Here is a 20,060-nt window from a genome sequence, read left to right on the forward strand (position 1 = left end):
TGAATGGAACCACAGGGACGGGGATAACTGGCTCTTTTGCGAGCAAAAGAGCCAGTTATCCCCGTCCCTGTGGTTCCATTCATCCCCGTCCCTGTGGTTCTACTTGTCAACTATACTCTCAATTGTGTATAATAGAAAAATCAGAAAAACACTGAATATGAATTTACGAGAGGTAAGAAAGACAAGTATGGACATTAATCAGAGATTAACAGAAGAACTTCAGGTAAAACGCTGGCAGGTTGATGCAGCGGTAAAATTAATAGATGAGGGAAATACAATTCCATTTATTTCACGATATAGAAAAGAAGCAACTGGTTCATTAAATGATGAGCAGTTGAGAAAGTTATATGAGAGACTTGTGTATCTTCGCAATCTGGAAGAGAAGAAGGAACAGGTGTTATCAAGTATTGAAGAACAGGGCAAGCTGACAGAAGAGCTTAAAGCGCAAATTCTTGCGGCAGAAACGCTTGTTGTTGTGGAGGATTTGTATCGTCCATATCGTCCGAAGAGAAGAACGCGTGCGACGATCGCGAAGGAAAAAGGACTGGAACCTTTGGCAGCATTGATCACATTGCAGCAGACGAAAGTTGCACTGGAAGAGGAAGCACAAAAATATATATCAGAAGAAAAAGATGTGAAAACAGTGGATGATGCCATCGCAGGAGCAAAAGATATCATTGCAGAATCCATTTCAGATGAGGCGGACTATCGTAGCTGGATTCGTAAGCAGACAATGAAAAAAGGTAAGCTGGTGTCAACAGCAAAAGATGCCGAGGCAGAGTCTGTCTATGAGATGTATTATGAATTTGAAGAAGCTTTGAGTAAGCTGGCAGGACACCGTATACTTGCGTTGAATCGTGGTGAGAAAGAAAAATTCCTGACAGTAAAGATTGAGGCACCGGAAGACGATATTTTGCGTTACTTAGAAAAGCAGGTGATACACCAGGATAATCCATATACGACACCGGTTTTAAAAGCGGTTGTGGAAGATAGTTATAAACGTCTGATCGCACCGGCGATTGAGCGTGAAATTCGAAGCGAATTGACAGAGACGGCAGAAGATGGCGCAATTGAAGTATTTGGCAAAAACCTTCATCAGCTTTTGATGCAGCCGCCGATCACAGGTCAGGTCGTGCTTGGATGGGACCCGGCATTTCGTACAGGATGTAAACTGGCTGTAGTGGATGCAACTGGAAAAGTAATCGGCACAACAGTCATTTACCCGACAGCACCGACTACTCCGGCAAAGATTAAGGCATCGAAGGATTTGCTTAAGAAAATTATTCCAAAGTACCATGTGTCATTGATTTCTCTTGGAAATGGAACGGCTTCACGTGAGTCTGAGCAGTTTATTGTAGAGTTATTAAAAGAGATGCCGGATCAGCATGTGCAGTATGTAATCGTAAATGAGGCCGGAGCTTCGGTATATTCGGCAAGTAAGCTGGCAAGCGAAGAATTTCCAAAGTTTGATGTAGGACAGAGAAGTGCGGCATCAATCGCACGCCGTTTGCAGGACCCACTGGCAGAGCTTGTTAAGATCGATCCAAAATCCATCGGTGTCGGTCAGTATCAGCATGACATGAACCAGAAGAAACTGGGTGAATCTCTGAATGGTGTGGTAGAAGATTGTGTAAATAAAGTCGGTGTGGATCTAAATACAGCGTCTGCCCCATTATTATCTTATATTTCAGGTATTTCCAGTGCCATTGCAAAAAATATTGTTGCATATCGTGAGGAAAACGGAACATTTGCAGACCGTAAACAATTATTAAAGGTTGCAAAACTCGGACCAAAAGCATTTGAGCAGTGCGCCGGATTTATGCGAATCCAGGGCGGAAAGAATCCTTTGGATGCCACAGGAGTACATCCGGAATCTTACGAGGCAGCAGCGAAGCTTCTTGAAAAACAGGGATTTTCACTGGACGATATCAGAAATGGTAATCTGACCGGATTGTCATTGACGATCAAGGATTACAAGAAACTGGCGGAAGAACTGGAAATTGGTGAAATTACATTGCGAGATATCGTAAAAGAACTGGAAAAACCAGCAAGAGATCCGCGTGATGAGATGCCGAAACCAATCCTCCGCACAGACGTACTGGAGATGAAAGACTTGAAAGAGGGCATGGTTTTAAAAGGAACTGTGCGAAATGTAATTGATTTTGGTGTATTTGTTGATATCGGAGTACATCAGGATGGGCTCGTACACATTTCACAGATTACAGATAAATATATCAAACACCCATTAGAAGCAGTCAGTGTGGGCGACATCGTAGATGTTAAAGTAATGAGTGTGGATTTGAAGAAAAAGAGAATCCAGCTTACAATGCGTGGAATTTCACAATAAAAAATAAGAAGAAAAAACTAAAAAATGTTTTTAAGCGGAAACAATTGTCAACTTTAAATAAAAATAGGTTGACAATTGTTTCCTTTTTTTTTATACTGTCAACGTATTGTTGTTTGCTAAAGATTAGTTGAAGCAATCAATATATTCATGAATGAAGTGGATGAATAGTTATTACGAATGGGAGGCATAAAAATATGCAAAAATCAAAAATTTCAGTTCAGGATATCTGTAGTATTGCAATCATGACAGCGATTACTGTAGTGATGGCACAGATTTCAATTCCAATGCCAATGGGTGTACCAATGACGATGCAGACATTTGCTATTACACTGGCCGGAGTTATTCTTGGTTCGAAAAAGGGCGGTCTGTCAATTCTTGTTTACGTTTTACTCGGAGCAATCGGTGTACCGGTATTTGCAGGATTTTCAGGTGGAGTTCAGAATTTGATCGGACCTACAGGCGGATTTATTATTTCATTTCCAATTATGGCTTATGTTATTGGTCTTGGTGTTGAACACCGTAAGAAAAAAGGAATGTTCGTATTGATGCTTATCCTTGGAACAGTTTTGAATTATGTAATTGGTGTAGCAATGTTCTGTATTATCATGAACAGCTCTGTTATGACAGGAATTACAGCCTGCGTACTTCCATTTATTCCAACTGCAATTATTAAAGCTGTTGTTGCAGCACTTTTAGGATTGCAGATCCGTTCAAGATTAGGAGCAGCATTACAATGGGCATAAAATTAAGACCACACCATTTATTGTGTACGCAAGGGTATAGCGGAAAAGGATATAGTGAGGAATTTGTAGAGCATATGAATGAGGTTGTGGCAATGCTTCGAAGAGAAGAACCGACCTTGATAGATCTGACATTTTCAACAGACACATTGTGCGGCGCCTGTCCAAATATGAAGGCTGTCGATAATTGTGAGACAAATGAAAAAGTAAAACGATACGACCGAAAGGTAGTAGAATATTTTCAATTAGAAGAGAAAGAATATGTTTATCAGGAGCTCGTGAAACAGATTCGGGAACAGATCACTCCTGAGATGCTGGAAGATATCTGTGACGGATGTAGCTGGTATCCGATCAGTGCCTGTCGCAAAAAGATATTATGCAATTATTTCCAGAGGTTAGATAAAGCAGAGTAATCAGTGAATATTGAAGATAAGAATGCAGAGGCATTCTTGAATGTAAAGGAGCATTTTTCTGTTCTGTATATAAAAATGATAATTGGCTTCATAAGGAGGTCAGTTATCATTTTTTTATTCAAATTTCCTTGACATCTCCTGTAAAACACAGCACAATATTAGTTAGAGTATACAAAAAATGTACGTAATTACAAAAAAGAAACGGGGAAAGAACATGAAGATTTTAATTAAAAACGGCATGATTGTTTCTGATTCAGAAACTTATCAGGCAGATATTTTGATTGAGGATGAAAAAGTAAAATGGATTGGAACAGATTTGCCAAAGACAGATGTAGACACAGTGATCGATGCAGAAGGAAAATATGTAATTCCGGGAGCTATTGATGTGCACACACATATGGACATTGATGTCGGGATTGCAAGAGCAGTAGATGATTTCTATGACGGAACAGTTGCTGCGGCATGTGGAGGTACAACTTCGATCGTGGATCATATGGGATTTGGTCCGGCAGGAGTTCCGCTTCATTATCAGTTCAATGAGTATAAGAAACTGACAGAAGGGAAAGCTGTCATTGACTATGGATTCCATGGTGTTGCACAACATGTGGATGATGACATTATCGCAGAGCTTGAGACAATGGCAGAGGATGGAATTCCAAGTGTGAAAGCGTATTTGACTTATGGATTTAAGCTGAATGACGCAGAAGTGCTCCAGATATTGAAAAAGATGAAAGAGATTGGCGGAGTGACAGCATTTCACTGTGAGAACCATGAATTAGTAGAATACATGAAAAAGAAACTGGTGGAGGAAGGGAAAACAGCACCGATTTACCATGCGAAGAGCCGTCCGAATCTGGTAGAAGCGGAAGCAGTAGAGAGAGTATTGAAGCTTGCACGCCTTGCGGGAGACGCACCGGTTTACATCGTTCATTTATCATGTAAAGAAAGTCTGGAAGCAGTTCGTGAAGCAAGAAGAAACGGACAGAAGAACATTTTTGTAGAGACATGCCCACAGTATCTGCTGTTGACAGAAGAATGTTATGAAAGAGAAGATGGTTTGAAATATATCATGTCGCCACCGCTTCGTACACAGGCAGACTGTGATGCACTCTGGGAAGGGCTGGCAGATGGAACAATCCAGGTTGTGGCAACGGACCATTGTCCATTTAATTATGGAATTGAAAAACAGATGGGTAAAGATGATTTTACAAAATGTCCAAACGGTGCACCGGGAGTCGAGGAACGCTTGATGCTTCTTTATTCAGAAGGTGTTGTGAAAAACAGAATTTCATTCCAGAAACTGGTAGAGACTCTTTGTACAAATCCGGCCAAGATTTATGGATTATGTCCACAAAAAGGCGTATTGCAGCCGGGAGCGGACGGAGATCTGGTAGTGATCGATCCGAAGAAAGAGTCTGTTATTTCAAAGAGCAGAATGCATGGGGCAGCAGATTACACAGGATATGAAGGATGGAATATAAACGGTGAGATCGACATGGTTATGCAGCGTGGACGCGTGATCGTAAAAGAGAATGATTTTGTGGGAGAAAAAGGTGCAGGACAGTTTATCCACCGTCACACATTAAAGGCAGAAGATATAAATTAAGGGCTGTAAAAACAGTTATGAGCAGGAGAACAGTATGGCAATCAATCAGGCAGCAAAAAGAATTTTAAAGGCATTATCGTTTGACGGCGTGGAAGTAGAGGCGTTCCGTCATATGGCGGATTTAAAACGCTTAGATCCGATGAAGATATTTTATAAGAAGATAGATGAAAAAATATATAATGGAAGTCATGAGGTACCAGTCCGTATTTTCTTCCCGAATGAAAAGAGCTTTCAGGAGAGTGAAGATAAGCGGCATGACAGTAAAGATAAAAAGCTGCTTTTGTTCATACATGGAGGCGGCTGGGTGACAGAGAGTATTGATAATTATGAAAGAATCTGTGCAAGACTTGCAGATGCAACCGGGCAGTATGTTGTTGCGGTTGAATACAGACTGGCACCGGAAGATAAGTTTCCATCAGGATTAGAGGATTGTTATGCGGTTGCAAAAGCATTATATCGCGGAGAATTTGTGTTAAATGTAAAACCGGAAAATATTACATTGATCGGGGACAGTGCGGGCGGCAATCTCTGTGCGGCACTGTCTTTGATGGCACGGGACCGCGGTGAATTTATGCCGGGCAGACAGATTTTAATCTATCCGGCTACTTATAATGATTATACAGAGAATTCGCCATTTCCGTCTGTGAAGGAAAATGGGACAGACTATCTTTTGACAGCGGGGAAAATGCAGGATTACATCGATCTTTATGCAAGAGATGAAGAAGATAAAAAGAATCCGTATTTTGCACCATACGTGGCAGAAGATGTGAGTAATCAGCCGGATACATTGATACTTACATCCGAATTCGATCCGCTTCGAGATGAAGGTGAGGCATATGGACAACGTTTGAAAGAGGCTGGTAACCATGTGGAGATCCATCGTATCAAAGATGCACTTCACGGCTATTTTGCACTGGGTATCAAGCAGTTACATGTGCAGGAAAGTTTCACCTATATCAATGCATTTTTGAAGGGAGAAACATTGTGAATCAAAAAAAAGCGCGCTGGAGAAAACTAGATAATGCAGCAAAATTATATTCTGCAGCCAGCAATAAAAAGGATACAAGAGTATTTAGGTTTTACTGTGAACTAAAAGAAGAGGTCAAACCAACGATTTTACAAAAAGCACTGGACCAGACGATGGAGACATTTCCAATGTTTCTTATGGTACTTAGAAAAGGCTTGTTCTGGCATTATCTTGAACCTTGTAATTTGCATCCGATTGTAAAAAAAGAATACAAAGAGCCTTGCAGCAGGCTTTATATAAAAGATAAAAAAAACCTGCTTTTTGAGGTGACATACTATAAAAAAAGAATCAATTTTGAAGTGTTCCATGTATTGACGGACGGAACCGGAGCAACTGAATTTTTAAAAGAACTGGTGACCAATTATTTGTATCTGGTGCATAAAGAGGAAGGATTAGAGCAGGTTTCAATGCTTCCGGAAGATATGACTGTGCAGGATCAAGAGGATGACAGCTTTTTGAAATATTATTCAAAAGAGCAGCGCCGTCCAAAAGAAAAGAAAATACATGCATTTCAAATTAGAAAGAAAAAGAAAGATGGACATCACCTCCATGTTCATGAAAGTATAGTTTTGGTGCAGGATGTGCTGAAGCGAAGCAGGGAACTTGGGGTGTCTATGACCGTATTTTTGACGGCGGTGTATTTGATGGCAATCCATGAGGAGATGTCAAAGATGCAGGAAAAAAGACCGGTAGTATTGATGGTGCCTGTAAATTTGAGGAAATTTTTCCCATCTACTTCGATGCTGAATTTTTTCAACTGGATTGAGCCGGGATACGATTTTGCAAAACAGGACAACAGTTTTGAAGCTATACTGGAATATACGAAAGAATTTTTTAAAGAGCAGCTGACAAAAGAAAAAATGTCGGCACATATAAGTGAATTGCTTGCATTGGAGCTTCATCCGATTTTGAGACTTGCTCCATTGGAATTGAAAAATCTGTGTATTCATGCAGGAGCAAAATTTTCCGAGAAAAATGTGACAGCAATCTTTTCGAATATGAGTGTAGTCAAGATGCCGGAGAGCTATGTACCTTATATAGAACGGTTTGGTGTGTATACCAATACTCCGAAATTAGAACTGTGTCTGTGTTCATTTCAGGATAAATTGTCATTTGCATTTACATCCAGATATGACACAGAAAATATTGAGAGAAATTTTTACCGCCTGTTAAAAGAACAGGGAATTTCATCAGAAGAAGTTAAGCCGGTATTTCCAAAACCGCACGTGCTAAGCGAACAGGAAATGAAAGTATATAAAATATATAGTTTTCTGTGTATCGCACTTGTGGCAGTGATGCTTGTTACTGACTGGAATTTTCATCCACAGGTCCGCTGGACTCTGTTTACAGCAGGCGGTGTGACAACAATGTGGATTGCTTCGTCAATTGGATTTTTCAAAAGGTATAACTTATTGAAAAATGTGATGTGGCAGCTTTTTATCGGCACGATCGTTTGTTTTATATGGGATGTTTTGACCGGCTGGCATAGCTGGTCGGTAGATCTTGTACTGCCGATTATGAGTGTGGCTACGCTTGCAGCAATGTTTGTGATTGCAAAAGTGCAAAAAAGTCCGGTGAGAGAATATCTTATATATGAAATTATGGCGGCCGGATATGGGCTGATACTGCCGATGATCCTGCTTTTATGCAAGAAAGTAAAAAATCCGACAGTGAGTATGTTTGGAGCACTGATCTGTTTCTTGTTCCTGGTAGGAGTGATTTTATTTAAAGGAAAAGAATTTAAAGAAGAGATGCATAAAAATTTGCATGTATAAAAATAGAATCGTTGCATTTTTGAGAGTGAAGAGTAACATTTTTCACAAAGAAAGTGCAACGATTTTTTTTAGAATCTTGAACAGAGTCATACCTTTATGGTAAGATAAACATAATTATGGAAATATAACGTTTTTGAGGAGGAAAATCATGATTAATAAACTTATTGAGAACATTAAAAAGACAAATGCACCAATCGTAGTAGGACTGGATCCAATGTTGAATTACATTCCGGAGCATGTACAGAAAAAAGCATTTGCTGAATATGGGGAAACTTTAGAGGGTGCCGCAGAAGCAATCTGGCAGTTCAATAAGGAAATCGTGGATAAAACATATGATTTGATTCCAGCTGTAAAGCCACAGATCGCAATGTACGAGCAGTTTGGTATTCCTGGACTTGCGGCATTCAAAAAAACAGTAGATTACTGTAAATCAAAAGGTCTGGTTGTAATCGGAGACATCAAACGTGGAGATATCGGTTCTACTTCAGCTGCATATGCAGTAGGACATATCGGTAAAGTTAAAGTCGGAAGCAAAGAATTCACTCCATTTGATGAAGATTTTGTAACAGTCAATCCATATCTTGGATCTGACGGAGTAAAACCTTTCGTTGAAGTATGTAAAGAAGAGAAGAAAGGTCTCTTTATCCTTGTTAAAACTTCAAATCCATCCAGTGGAGAATTCCAGGATCGTCTTGTAGACGGACGTCCGCTCTATGAACTGGTAGGCGAAAAAGTAGCAGAGTGGGGAGCTGACTGCATGGGTGATGAGTACAGCTATATCGGAGCTGTTGTCGGAGCAACATATCCGGAGATGGGTAAAGCACTTCGTAAAGTAATGCCAAAATCTTACATTCTTGTACCTGGATACGGTGCACAGGGCGGACAGGGAAAAGACCTTGTACATTTCTTTAATGAAGATGGACTTGGCGCGATTGTAAACTCTTCTCGTGGAATTATTGCAGCTTACAAACAGGAAGCATATGCAAAATTCGGAGCTGAAAACTTTGGTGATGCATCTCGTGCAGCAGTAGAAGCAATGGTTGCTGATATCCAGGGAGCACTTGCGAACAGATAAGGAGAGTTAAGATGACAAAGCAGAAAGAACAGGCATTGGTAGTATCACAGGAGCAGCTTGCAGACGGAATCTTCAGTATGTGGATCCAGACAAAAGCAGCTGATACAGCAAAGCCGGGACAGTTTATTTCAATGTATACAAACGATGGAAGCAAGTTGCTTCCTCGTCCAATCAGTATCTGTGAGATTGATGCGGTAAATGGACGTCTTCGTGTTGTATATCGTGTAACAGGAGAGAATACAGGAACAGAGCAGTTTTCAAAGCTGGAAGCGGGAGATACAATTCCTGTTGTCGGACCTTTGGGAAATGGATTCCCTTATGAGAAGGCAGCCGGCAAGAAAGTATTTCTTATGGGTGGAGGAATTGGAGTTCCACCGATTCTTGAGCTTGCAAAACAGATGGAATGCGAGAAAAAACAGATTGTTGTAGGATATCGTGATGCACAGACATTTTTAAAAGAAGAGTTTGAGCAAAACGGAGAAGTTTATATTTCCACAGAAGATGGAAGTGTAGGAACAAAAGGGAATGTTATGGATGCAATCCGTGAGAATGCTCTGGATGCGGACATGATCTATGCCTGTGGACCGACACCGATGCTTCGTGCGATCAAAGCATATGCAGAAGAAAACAATATCGAATGCTACATTTCACTGGAAGAGCGTATGGCATGCGGAATCGGAGCATGTCTTGCATGTGTATGTAAGTCGAAAGAGAAAGATCATCACAGCAATGTAAATAACAAACGAATCTGTAAGGATGGTCCGGTATTCTTATCTACGGAGGTGGAAATCTAATGAATATGAAAGTGAATATTGCAGGTGTAGAATGGAAGAATCCGGTTACAGTTGCATCCGGAACCTTTGGTTCAGGAGCAGAGTATTCTGATTTTGTAGATTTGAATAAGCTGGGAGCTGTCACAACAAAAGGTGTGGCAAATGTTCCTTGGGCGGGAAATGCAACTCCGAGAGTAGCAGAAACTCCAAGCGGAATGATGAATGCGATCGGTCTGCAAAATCCGGGTATCGAATTATTTTGTGAAAGAGATATTCCATATCTTAAGCAGTTTGATACAAAGATTATTGTCAACGTTTGTGGACATGCACCGGAAGAATATCTGGCAGTTGTAGAGCGTCTGGCAGATGAGCCAATCGATATGATGGAAATCAACATCTCATGTCCAAACGTTAACGCAGGTTTCCTTGCTTTTGGACAGGATGCACGTAATGTGGAAGAGTTGACAGCACAGATCAAAAAACTTGCAAAGCAGCCGGTTATTATGAAACTGACTCCAAATGTAACAGATATTACAGAGATTGCAAAGGCAGCAGAAGCCGGTGGGGCGGACGCAGTGTCATTGATCAATACACTGACAGGTATGAAGATTGATATCAATCGAAAAACATTTGCGGTAGCAAATAAAACAGGTGGTGTATCAGGTCCGGCAGTACATCCAATTGCAGTGCGTATGGTATATCAGGTTGCTCAGGCAGTTCAGATCCCAATCATCGGAATGGGCGGTATCGCATCAGCAGAAGATGCAATTGAGATGATCCTCGCAGGTGCAAGTGCAGTGTCTGTAGGAACAGCAAATTTCTACAATCCGACAATTACAATGGATGTTGTAGAAGGCATCGAGCAGTACATGAAGAAAAATGGATTCGAGTCCGTAGCAGATATGGTAGGAATCGTAAAATAGAACCGAGAACCAGTTGGGGACGGAGTTTTCCGGCTTTTTTGCTAGAACCAGTTGGGGACGGAGAAAAGTGGCTTTTGAGAGCCACTTTTCTCCGTCCCTTTTGGCTTTTCCTTGCAAAAAAAAGCCGGAAAACTCCGTCCCTGTTTGGCTTTTTTTAAAAGAATACTTGCAAATTTATACAAAAATATGTATACTAAATGCAATTTAACAAACCTACCGAAATGGTATGGAAATAGAATCTGGAGGACATAACATGGGAAGAGAGATAGAGACAAAATGTATTCATTTAGAATCGGAAGAAGACTGTATAAAGAATTATGGCGCAATTAGTTATCCGATTTACCAGACAGCAACCTATGCACATCCGGGTGTGGAACAAAGTACAGGATATGATTACAGCAGACTTCAGAATCCGACTAGGGAACATCTGGAGAAAATTATTGCAACACTGGAAAATGGAAACGATGCATTTGCATTTTCATCCGGAATGGCAGCAATTACGATGGCAATGGAGCTGTTCAAACCAGGAGACCACCTGATCGTCGATTCAGATTTGTATGGTGGAAGCATCCGGCTGTTTCGCAATGTATCAGAAAAAAACGGAATTACATTTTCAAGAGTAGATTGTTACAAAGAAGATGTAGAAGCTTATGTTCAGGATAATACAAAAGCAATTTATATTGAAACTCCGACCAATCCAATGATGAATGTAACCGATATTCGGAAGATGGCAGAGATTGCAAAAAAATACAAGCTATTATTAATCGTTGACAATACATTTCTATCTCCGTATTTCCAAAATCCGTTGGAGTTGGGAGCAGATATCGTAATTCACAGTGGGACAAAATATCTTGGCGGACATAATGATACGCTGGCAGGATTTCTTGTGACAAAGAGTGAAGAAATCAGTGAAAGATTCCGTTTTTTGATTAAAACAACCGGAGCAGGACTGGCACCATTTGACAGTTGGCTGATTTTAAGAGGGGTAAAGACGCTTGGACTTCGTATGGAACGAGCACAGGAAAATGCGATTGAAATTGCAAAATGGTTAAAGACGCAGCCTGCAGTTACCAAAGTTATTTACCCGGGCTTAGAGGAGCATCCGGGACATGAAATTATGAAAAAGCAGGCGAGAGGATTTGGCGCAATGCTGACATTCCAGCTTAGAAGCAAAGAGGACGCATTTGCAATATTAGAAAAGGTACGATTGATCCAGTATGCAGAAAGCCTCGGAGGAGTAGAAACCTTGATCACATATCCGACAACACAGACTCATGCAGATGTACCGGAGGAAATCCGCATAAAAAACGGAATTACCGATGCAACGCTTCGTTTATCTGTCGGAATTGAGAATGTCAAAGATTTGCTGGAAGAGCTGGAGCGTGTGTTTGGGGAGCTGTGAGCAGATAAAATGATTGAAAGAAAAGGGATGGTAGATATTATGGCAGAAAGAAATTTGAATTTTGACAAAATAATAGACCGAAGAAATACAAGATGCTTAAAATATGATTTTGCAGTTGAGCGGAACATGCCGGCAGATGTGTTACCTCTTTGGGTAGCAGATATGGATTTTGAGACATCTTCTTATATAGAAGATGCCATAATCGAACGTGCAAAGCATGCAATTTACGGATATAGCGAGGTGAAGACGCCATATTTTGATATTTTGAAAAAATGGATGCAGAAACATCACGATTGGGATATTCAAAGAAAATGGCTCATCAAAACGCCGGGAGTCGTATTTGCCCTGGCAATGGCTGTAAAAGCTTATACAGAACCGGGAGATGCTGTTTTAATCCAGCAGCCGGTCTATTATCCGTTTTCAGAAGTGATTAAAGACAACGGAAGAAATGTTGTAAGCAACACCCTGTATCTTGGAGAAGATAACCGTTATCATATAGATTTCGAAGATTTCGAACAGAAAATCGTGGCTCACAAAATTAAATTATTTCTCTTATGTAATCCGCATAATCCGGTGGGAAGAGTCTGGTCAAAAGAAGAACTTACAAGACTTGGAGATATTTGCGTCAAATATCATGTAACTGTTGTAAGTGATGAAATCCATGAAGATTTTGTATTCAAAGGGAAACATCAGGTTTTTGCAAATATCAAAAAAGAATATGAAGATATCACAGTAACCTGCACTGCACCGAGCAAGACATTTAACATTGCAAGTCTGATGATATCTAATATTCTGATTCCAAATCCAGAATTAAAAAGAAAATTTAAACATCAAATGGATGCAGCAGGTATCAGCCAGCTAAATGTATTAGGGCTTGTGGCGTGTGAAGTAGCCTACGAACATGGCGAAGAATGGTATCAGGCAATGAAGACTTATGTAAAAGAAAACATCGAGTTTGTAAAGCAGTACGTGGAAAAACAGCTTCCGGGTGTAAATATGGTGGAGCATGAAGGTACTTATCTCGTATGGCTTGATTTCAGAGGAACAGGACTTAGTGTGGAAGAGCTGGATGATAAGATTATTAATCAGGCGAAGCTGTGGCTGGATAGCGGGAAGATATTCGGAAGTTGCGGAGAAGGATTCCAGCGGATTAATGTGGCGTGTCCGCGGAAGGTGCTGGAGGAAGCGATGGAGAGGATTAAGAATGTGGTGGGGTAAGGAGTTATCAGGTTGCTATTTAATTCACTGGGTGGCAATACGTTCCTTACAAAAAAATGATATACGAATTCTTGCTCAGATTCCATGAGCGGGAGACACATAAGAGCGTAAATTTTTGCTAAAAACAAATGAATTTGAACTCAAACTTGCTGCTATGCAGCTTCAAACATGTTCGTTCAAATTCATTAACACAAAAATTTACGCTCTAAGTGTCTCCTACGCTCACTCCATATTCGCTCGAATTTCTTATATCATTTTTTTGTAAGTAATGTATTGGCTCAAGTTGTGAAGTAAATAGAACTCAAAGGATATCGAGCGACGATATCTGCGATAGGGGATTGAAGATGCAAAATTTTGATGGGAGCATCCGCAAAGCATTGAAAGAGCAAGTTGCGGATGCGTAATTTTACTGGGGAGCATCTTCACGTTATCGAAAATGTGAGATGTAGATGCAAAATTTGCAAAGGAAGTATCTTTAAATCCCAGAAAAGGCAAGATGCAGATGCAATTGTACATGACAGGCAGGATTAAAAGTATCTGCAAGCTCAAAGAAAAGCAAGTTGCAGATACATTGGTCAAGAAAAGAGTATCTGCAACAGCAAATATTAAGGTCTTGCAGATATATCGGCCTAAAAAAGAGCATCTGCAACAGCAAATATTAAGCCAGTGCAGATACAACGGTTGCCACAAAGGCATCTGCACAAGCAAATAACCCCATGATATAGATACATCAGACACCAGAAAAGTAAATCCCTCATCGCTCCACCTATTTCAACCACGGTACACCACAAAGCAAGAAAAAGACTATGCAATTCAGCGAATTGGAGTCGGGCTTGCCCGACGAAGCTGAGCAGGAGTGCATAGTCTTTTTCTTGCTTAGGGCTGTCATGAACTAAATAGCAAACGCAAAACTTTTTGAAAAAAACACATAAAACCTATTGACATAGTAGGTAGAGGGGTATATAATTCGTACCATCAACAAAAAAGGAGAGAGAAAACATGAAAAACTTGAAAAAAACATTAGCACTGACATTAGCATTTACATTAGCAGTTGGAGCAACTGCTTGTGGTAGTTCCAAGGATTCAGCTGATTCATCGGATAAAGCATCTTCAGGGAAGGAAGTGTATCGTACACTCGATGAAATCAAAAAATCTGGAGAGATTAACATCGGAGTATTCTCAGACAAAAACCCATTTGGTTATGTAGATGAGAATGGAGAATATCAGGGATATGATATTTATTTTGCAAATAGACTGGGAGAGGATTTAGGAGTTGATGTAAACTTTGTATCCACAGAGGCAGCCAACCGAATTGAATATCTTCAGACAGGTAAGGTTGATGTGATTTTGGCAAACTTTACAGTAACAGATGAGCGTGCAGAAGAAGTTGATTTTGCACTTCCATACATGAACGTATCACTCGGTGTTGTATCAAGAGATGACAACGTAATCGAGAGCCTGGATAACTGGAATGAAGACGACTCAATCATCGTAATTTCCGGAACAACAGCAGAGACATATTTACATGAGAATTATCCGGACATCCCACTTCAGAAGTTTGATTCTTATGCAACAGCAAAAGAAGCATTTGAAAATGGTACATCAGTAGCTTGGGCAAATGATAATACAGAGGTTATCGCATTTGCACTTCAGAATAAAGGCTACACAGTAGGAATACCAAATCTTGGAAGCGCAGACAGTATCGCACCTGCTGTAACAAAAGGAAATGACACATTATTAGATTGGATCAACGGAGAAATCGAATCATTAGGTGAAGAGAATTTCTTCCATGCAGATTATGAAGCAACATTGAAAGATACTTATGGTACAGACTATGAGGATAGCTTAGTTGTAGAAGGTGGAAAGACAGAGTAATATCTAACATAATATAGTAAAAAACATAGCAGAAAACTGTGCAAATCTGTTCTTGTGCATCAATTTTGAGAATGGTAGAATAAAAAAATGCAAATATCAATGAAAGGAGAACACGATTTCATGAATTGGGAATTTATTATAAAGTATATTCCTTTATATGAAAAGGCTGCAAAATTGACAGTCAAGATAGGAGTAATCGGAATTGTCTTAGCAATTTTAATCGGATTGATATGTGCAATGATTCAATATCACAAAATTCCTGTAGCAAGGCAGATTGCAGCAGTTTATATTGAACTTAGTAGAAATACCCCCTTGTTAGTACAGCTTTTCTTCATATATTATGGATTTCCGAAGATTGGTCTGCAGCTCGATGCAGAAGTCTGTGGAGCAATCGGACTTGCGTTTTTAGGCGGAAGTTATATGGCAGAAACATTTCGCAGTGGACTGGAAACCATAGAACCAATCCAGCGAGAAAGTGCAGTTAGTTTGGGATTAAGCAATCGCCAGACAATGCAATATGTGATTTTACCGCAGGCAATGTCGGTCAGCGTACCGGCTTTTGTGGCAAATGTAATATTTTTGTTGAAGGAGACGAGTGTGTTCAGTGCCATCAGTTTGATGGATTTGATGTTTACAGCCAAAGATTTAATTGGTCTGTATTACAAAACAACAGAGAGTCTGTTTTTGCTCGTCGTCTTCTACCTGATCATTCTGCTTCCAGTGTCAATTCTGGGCAGTCTGTTGGAAAGGAGGCTGCGCCATGCCGGATTTGGGGCTTGATGTATTATTAAAAGGAAACAACATGATTCGTCTGCTGCAAGGTATGTGGGTAGCACTGCAAATCAGTCTCATTTCTATTGTAATCAGCATGCCGCTTGGAATTCTTGTTGGAGCACTGATGACAATGAAAAATAAAATCGTACGTGCGATTTTCAGAATTTATCTGGAGATTATACGTATTATGCCACAGCTGGTGCTTTTGTTCATCGTATATTTTGGAAGTACAAGAGCATTTGGATGGAGTTTGTCGGGAGAAGTTGCTTCAATTATCGTATTTGTACTGTGGGGAACCGCAGAAATGGGAGATTTGGTAAGAGGAGCGCTGATCAGTATTCCAAAGCATCAATACGAGAGCAGTGAGGCACTTGGCCTTACAAAAATCCAGACATATCGCTATATCATTATTCCGCAGACCGTCAGACGACTGGTACCGCTTGCAATCAATCTGATCACACGAATGATCAAGACAACCAGCCTTGTGCTTATGATTGGTGTTGTGGAAATGTTGAAAGTGGCACAGCAGATAATCGAGGCAAACCGTATGACAAGTCCGAATGCAGCATTTGGAGTATTCCTTGTTGTATTCTTGCTTTACTTCATTGCATGCTGGCCAATTAGTATGCTTGCCAGATATCTGGAAAGAAAATGGGGGTGATGTTCATGGCAGAAACATTATTGAATGTAAAAAATCTTACAAAGAAATTTGAAGGCCATACGATATTAGATGGTATGGATTTGGAAATAAAACAAGGTGAAGTAGTAGTCGTAGTTGGTCCAAGTGGATGCGGAAAGAGTACATTGCTTCGCTGTATCAATGCATTGGAGCCAATTCAGGGAGGAGAAATCCGTCTTCAAGGAGACCTGGTTGAGTATGGCAGCAAGAATCTGGCATCGCTTCGTCAGAAGATAGGAATGGTATTCCAGAGCTATGAATTATTTCCTCATTTGACAGTGATGGATAATATTACATTGGCACCGACAAAGGTACAGAAACGTAAAAAAGAAGAAGTAAAAGAAGAGGCAATGCAGCTTCTTGAAAGAGTCGGTTTGGCAGATAAGGCAAATAGTTATCCAAGACAGTTGTCCGGTGGTCAGAAACAGCGTGTGGCAATCGTTCGTGCATTGTGTATGCATCCGGAGATTCTATTATTCGATGAGGTAACGGCAGCACTTGACCCGGAGATGGTTCGAGAAGTATTAGATGTAATGCTCGACCTTGCAAAGCAGGGAAGAACAATGATCATCGTAACACATGAGATGCAGTTTGCAAAAGCTGTTGCAGACCGCGTGATATTCCTGGACCAGGGCAAGATTGTGGAAGAAGATGCACCAGAAGTATTCTTCGAGAATCCAAAGACAGAAAGAGCAAAACAGTTTTTAAATGTGTTTACATTTGATAGAGCCAGATAGGGACGGAGTTTTCCGGCTTTTTTGCAAGCAAAAAAAGCCGGAAAACCCCGTCCCTGTTTGGCTCAACCAAGCCTTACCATTTTTTGCGTATGTCCAAGAGCTGGAATGATACGCTCCATAAGATCGGTTGTTTTGAATTTTAAGCTTGATGTATTTACACAAGGATGGCATCCAAAATATTCTTTTTTCAAAATATCTTCATCAATCAGAAGTTGTACTTTATGCTCTATATCATTCATCAATCCCATAACACTGACGGAGCCGGGAGTGATGTCTAAATATTGTTCCATAAATTCAGGCTTGGCAAAAGATAATCTGGAACTTCCAATTTGTGCAGATAATTCTTTGGCTTTAAATGGTTTGTTTCCCGGTATAAGAAGTAGATAAAAATCAGTTGCCTGTCGGTTACATAAGAATAGATTTTTACAAATCGAGGTGTTATCTCCGAGTACTTGATCGATTTCTTCACAAGCTTCCATTGTCATAGCTGCTTCATGGTCAACTCTCTGATAAGATATATTGAGGGTATCTAAAAAATCATATACGCGTATTTCTTTTGGCAATCTGCCGGTTAAATCTGTTGGTCTTCCGTCTTGTAATTTCATGTCTGTTTCTCCAAATTAAGAATTAAAATAATGTGTAATATAGGAATATATTAGAACGAGGGTGGAAGAAAATCAAGGTGGAGTTGCTATTTAGTTCATTAAGTGGCAATACGTTCCTTACAAAAAATTGATATAAGAATTCTTGCTCAGATTCCATGAGCGGGAGACACATAAGAGCGTAAATTTTTGCTAAAAGCAAATGAATTTGAACTCAAACTTGCTGCTACGCAGCTTCAAACACGTTCGTTCAAATTCATTAACGCAAAAATTTACGCTCCAAGTGTCTCCAACGCTCACTCCATATTCGCTCGAATTTCTTATATCAATTTTTTTGTAAGTAATGTATTGGCTCAAGTTGTGAAGTAAATAGAACTCAAAGGATATCGAGCGACGATATCTGCGATAGGGGATTGAAGATGCAAAATTTTGATGGGAGCATCCGCAAAGCATTGAAAGAGCAAGTTGCGGATGCGTAATTTTACTGGGGAGCATCTTCACGTTATCGAAAATGTGAGATGTAGATGCAAAATTTGCAAAGGAAGTATCTTTAAATCCCAGAAAAGGCAAGATGCAGATGCAATTGTACATGACAGGCAGGATTAAAAGTATCTGCAAGTTCAAAGAAAAGCAAGTTGCAGATACATTGATTCCAAAAAGAGCATCTGCAACAATGAATATCAAAGCCTTGTAGATACATCGGTCTAAAAAAGAGCATCTGCAATAACGAATATCAAGGGCTTGCAGATACAACAGTTACAAAAAAAATCATCTACCTGTTTCTATTACGGTACACCACAGAGCACTGCTCTTTAATTCATTTGATTTGCAATAACGTACTGGAACCTATTGCTACCTAATGAACTAAATAGCAACTCGAAGGAGGGAGGTACTTGAATAAAACCGTAAAATCCCATCTTGCAATTTATTCCTACTCTATGTTAAAGTAGGAAAAAGCATGTTTCTATACGAAATCTAAGGTACGTCGTACCATCTATATTCTAATAACATTTCAGAAATCTATGCTTTAATACCAAACATTATGAAAAAAGCAGAAGAGGACTGGGAGCGATTGAAGATAGAGGAAGTTCCTTCTGCAAAAGGAGGAAAAATGAATACTGAGTTGAAAAATGCTGTATTAGCGACTGACCTTAAAGCACAGTATGATGCCTGTGTCAAAAAGCTGCTTGGATACAAAGATATACTGGCACGAATTTTGATAGAGGCAGTAGAAGAATTTCGGGGCATGTCACCGGAAGAAGTGAAGCCATTGATTGAAGATGATATACATATTGGGAAGATCCCTATTGACCCGGGGCTTACTAACAAAGTTGTTGGAGTGGATGAAAACGGAAAAGAAATCATAGGAATGAATACGGTAAATGAAGAGGTAAATGCAGGCTACATTTTGTTTGATATTATTTTTTACGTGCACTTGAAAGAGGGACGCTCGAAGATTATCATAAATGTAGAGGCACAGAGAAAAGAACCAACAGAATATGACATTCTTAACCGGGCCATTTTTTACGTTAGCCGAGAAATCTCATCCCAGAAAAATAGGGAGTTTGTGAATAGCAATTATAACGATATTAAGAAAGTTTATTCCATTTGGATATGCATGAACATGTCAGAGAACAGTATGAATCACATTCATTTGCAAAATGATACGATTATAGGAAATCAAAACTGGAGAGGAAGAGAAGACTTGATAAATATCGTTATGATAGGGGTGACAAAAGAAGTATCTCCCAGAGAAGAGAAACATGAACTGCACCGGCTTCTAGGAGCACTATTGTCAGAAACACTAAGAGAAGAGGAAAAATTGAATATACTCAAAAACGAATATCATATACCAATGGAAAAATCAATAGAGGAGGATGTGAAAGTAATGTGTAATTTAAGTGAAGGAATAGAAGAACGTGGAATAATGAAAGGAAAAGCAGAAGGCAGAACAGAGCACCTCAAACAACAAGTCCAAAAGAAACTTGTCAAAGGTAAGAGCGTTGAAGTAATCGCAGATGAGCTGGAAGAGAGTGTATCTGCAATTGAAAATGTGCTTGAAGAATTAAGAAAGAATGCATAGTCAGTATTTAT

Annotated in this window: 18 protein-coding genes; 17 read left to right on the top strand and 1 reads right to left on the bottom strand. The window is 39.9% G+C overall.

Features of this window, described 5'->3' with window-relative positions:
- The first annotated feature begins 187 nt into the window (after nucleotides 1-187).
- From LQE94_RS10920 to LQE94_RS10990, 15 genes are all read left to right on the top strand, one after another.
- Complete coding sequence (locus LQE94_RS10920; RefSeq protein WP_022074825.1) at nucleotides 188-2,347, top strand: Tex family protein; 2,160 nt, start codon at nucleotides 188-190, stop codon at nucleotides 2,345-2,347.
- Nucleotides 2,348-2,541: 194 nt separating this feature from the next.
- Complete coding sequence (locus LQE94_RS10925) at nucleotides 2,542-3,090, top strand: biotin transporter BioY (RefSeq protein WP_022074824.1); 549 nt, start codon at nucleotides 2,542-2,544, stop codon at nucleotides 3,088-3,090.
- Entirely contained in the window at nucleotides 3,081-3,500 is a 420-nt protein-coding gene (locus LQE94_RS10930; protein ID WP_022074823.1) for a DUF1284 domain-containing protein, read from the top strand. Before LQE94_RS10925 ends, LQE94_RS10930 begins: the two co-directional genes overlap by 10 nt.
- 214 nt (nucleotides 3,501-3,714) lie before the next feature.
- Nucleotides 3,715-5,106 (top strand): dihydropyrimidinase, encoded by a 1,392-nt coding sequence (gene hydA, locus LQE94_RS10935; RefSeq protein ID WP_240577696.1) that lies wholly within the window; start codon nucleotides 3,715-3,717, stop codon nucleotides 5,104-5,106.
- Nucleotides 5,107-5,140: 34 nt separating this feature from the next.
- On the top strand, nucleotides 5,141-6,094 hold the full coding sequence (locus LQE94_RS10940) for an alpha/beta hydrolase (protein ID WP_240577697.1): 954 nt from the start codon (nucleotides 5,141-5,143) through the stop codon (nucleotides 6,092-6,094).
- Nucleotides 6,088-7,908, top strand: coding sequence for a DUF6320 domain-containing protein (locus tag LQE94_RS10945; protein ID WP_334301599.1), 1,821 nt, complete (start codon nucleotides 6,088-6,090; stop codon nucleotides 7,906-7,908). The genes LQE94_RS10940 and LQE94_RS10945 overlap by 7 nt, the downstream gene beginning before the upstream one ends.
- Nucleotides 7,909-8,056: 148 nt before the next feature.
- A complete protein-coding gene (gene pyrF, locus LQE94_RS10950; protein WP_117992001.1) occupies nucleotides 8,057-8,983 on the top strand; it encodes an orotidine-5'-phosphate decarboxylase in 927 nt (308 codons plus the stop codon).
- 11 nt (nucleotides 8,984-8,994) lie between these two features.
- Nucleotides 8,995-9,777, top strand: coding sequence for a dihydroorotate dehydrogenase electron transfer subunit (locus tag LQE94_RS10955; protein WP_118738305.1), 783 nt, complete (start codon nucleotides 8,995-8,997; stop codon nucleotides 9,775-9,777).
- Entirely contained in the window at nucleotides 9,777-10,679 is a 903-nt protein-coding gene (locus tag LQE94_RS10960) for a dihydroorotate dehydrogenase (RefSeq protein ID WP_118725102.1), read from the top strand. Before LQE94_RS10955 ends, LQE94_RS10960 begins: the two co-directional genes overlap by 1 nt.
- A 253-nt stretch (nucleotides 10,680-10,932) precedes the next feature.
- Nucleotides 10,933-12,081, top strand: coding sequence for a trans-sulfuration enzyme family protein (locus LQE94_RS10965; RefSeq protein WP_240577699.1), 1,149 nt, complete (start codon nucleotides 10,933-10,935; stop codon nucleotides 12,079-12,081).
- Nucleotides 12,082-12,120: 39 nt separating this feature from the next.
- On the top strand, nucleotides 12,121-13,299 hold the full coding sequence (locus tag LQE94_RS10970) for a MalY/PatB family protein (RefSeq protein WP_240577765.1): 1,179 nt from the start codon (nucleotides 12,121-12,123) through the stop codon (nucleotides 13,297-13,299).
- A 999-nt stretch (nucleotides 13,300-14,298) separates the two neighbouring features.
- Nucleotides 14,299-15,174, top strand: coding sequence for a transporter substrate-binding domain-containing protein (locus LQE94_RS10975; protein WP_118738309.1), 876 nt, complete (start codon nucleotides 14,299-14,301; stop codon nucleotides 15,172-15,174).
- A 120-nt stretch (nucleotides 15,175-15,294) separates the two neighbouring features.
- Nucleotides 15,295-15,954 carry an amino acid ABC transporter permease gene (locus LQE94_RS10980; protein WP_240577700.1) on the top strand — a complete coding sequence of 220 codons (660 nt, stop codon included), beginning with the start codon at nucleotides 15,295-15,297 and terminating at the stop codon, nucleotides 15,952-15,954.
- The gene (locus tag LQE94_RS10985) at nucleotides 15,935-16,609 is read left to right on the top strand and encodes an amino acid ABC transporter permease (RefSeq protein ID WP_117991995.1); all 675 of its coding nucleotides are present in this window, start codon (nucleotides 15,935-15,937) and stop codon (nucleotides 16,607-16,609) included. The genes LQE94_RS10980 and LQE94_RS10985 overlap by 20 nt, the downstream gene beginning before the upstream one ends.
- A 5-nt stretch (nucleotides 16,610-16,614) precedes the next feature.
- On the top strand, nucleotides 16,615-17,364 hold the full coding sequence (locus tag LQE94_RS10990) for an amino acid ABC transporter ATP-binding protein (RefSeq protein ID WP_022075203.1): 750 nt from the start codon (nucleotides 16,615-16,617) through the stop codon (nucleotides 17,362-17,364).
- A gap of 62 nt (nucleotides 17,365-17,426) precedes the next feature.
- Here LQE94_RS10990 and LQE94_RS10995 read toward each other — a convergent pair whose 3' ends face one another.
- Entirely contained in the window at nucleotides 17,427-17,969 is a 543-nt protein-coding gene (locus tag LQE94_RS10995; RefSeq protein ID WP_240577701.1) for a prolyl-tRNA synthetase associated domain-containing protein, read from the bottom strand.
- 568 nt (nucleotides 17,970-18,537) lie between these two features.
- On the opposite strand from LQE94_RS10995, the gene LQE94_RS16240 reads away from it, so the two are divergent.
- Both LQE94_RS16240 and LQE94_RS11000 read left to right on the top strand, forming a co-directional pair.
- A complete protein-coding gene (locus tag LQE94_RS16240) occupies nucleotides 18,538-18,660 on the top strand; it encodes a hypothetical protein (RefSeq protein WP_276312744.1) in 123 nt (40 codons plus the stop codon).
- Nucleotides 18,661-19,077: 417 nt separating this feature from the next.
- Nucleotides 19,078-20,049, top strand: coding sequence for an Rpn family recombination-promoting nuclease/putative transposase (locus LQE94_RS11000; RefSeq protein ID WP_240577702.1), 972 nt, complete (start codon nucleotides 19,078-19,080; stop codon nucleotides 20,047-20,049).
- Nucleotides 20,050-20,060 lie beyond the last annotated feature (11 nt).

Source organism: Mediterraneibacter sp. NSJ-151, from assembly GCF_022487435.1.
GTDB lineage: Bacteria > Bacillota > Clostridia > Lachnospirales > Lachnospiraceae > Schaedlerella > Schaedlerella hominis.

Excerpts from the sequence above, each read along its gene's own strand:
- LQE94_RS10990 (WP_022075203.1), top strand. The coding sequence starts at position 16,615 with ATGGCAGAAACATTATTGAATGTAAAAAATCTTACAAAGAAATTTGAA.
- LQE94_RS10980 (WP_240577700.1), top strand. The coding sequence starts at position 15,295 with ATGAATTGGGAATTTATTATAAAGTATATTCCTTTATATGAAAAGGCT.
- LQE94_RS10940 (WP_240577697.1), top strand. The coding sequence starts at position 5,141 with ATGGCAATCAATCAGGCAGCAAAAAGAATTTTAAAGGCATTATCGTTT.
- LQE94_RS10925 (WP_022074824.1), top strand. The coding sequence starts at position 2,542 with ATGCAAAAATCAAAAATTTCAGTTCAGGATATCTGTAGTATTGCAATC.
- LQE94_RS10975 (WP_118738309.1), top strand. The coding sequence starts at position 14,299 with ATGAAAAACTTGAAAAAAACATTAGCACTGACATTAGCATTTACATTA.
- LQE94_RS10930 (WP_022074823.1), top strand. The coding sequence starts at position 3,081 with ATGGGCATAAAATTAAGACCACACCATTTATTGTGTACGCAAGGGTAT.
- LQE94_RS10960 (WP_118725102.1), top strand. The coding sequence starts at position 9,777 with ATGAATATGAAAGTGAATATTGCAGGTGTAGAATGGAAGAATCCGGTT.
- hydA (WP_240577696.1), top strand. The coding sequence starts at position 3,715 with ATGAAGATTTTAATTAAAAACGGCATGATTGTTTCTGATTCAGAAACT.
- LQE94_RS10955 (WP_118738305.1), top strand. The coding sequence starts at position 8,995 with ATGACAAAGCAGAAAGAACAGGCATTGGTAGTATCACAGGAGCAGCTT.
- LQE94_RS11000 (WP_240577702.1), top strand. The coding sequence starts at position 19,078 with ATGAATACTGAGTTGAAAAATGCTGTATTAGCGACTGACCTTAAAGCA.
- LQE94_RS10970 (WP_240577765.1), top strand. The coding sequence starts at position 12,121 with ATGGCAGAAAGAAATTTGAATTTTGACAAAATAATAGACCGAAGAAAT.
- LQE94_RS10965 (WP_240577699.1), top strand. The coding sequence starts at position 10,933 with ATGGGAAGAGAGATAGAGACAAAATGTATTCATTTAGAATCGGAAGAA.
- LQE94_RS10995 (WP_240577701.1), bottom strand. The coding sequence starts at position 17,969 with ATGAAATTACAAGACGGAAGACCAACAGATTTAACCGGCAGATTGCCA.
- LQE94_RS16240 (WP_276312744.1), top strand. The coding sequence starts at position 18,538 with ATGCAGATGCAATTGTACATGACAGGCAGGATTAAAAGTATCTGCAAG.
- pyrF (WP_117992001.1), top strand. The coding sequence starts at position 8,057 with ATGATTAATAAACTTATTGAGAACATTAAAAAGACAAATGCACCAATC.
- LQE94_RS10920 (WP_022074825.1), top strand. The coding sequence starts at position 188 with ATGGACATTAATCAGAGATTAACAGAAGAACTTCAGGTAAAACGCTGG.
- LQE94_RS10985 (WP_117991995.1), top strand. The coding sequence starts at position 15,935 with ATGCCGGATTTGGGGCTTGATGTATTATTAAAAGGAAACAACATGATT.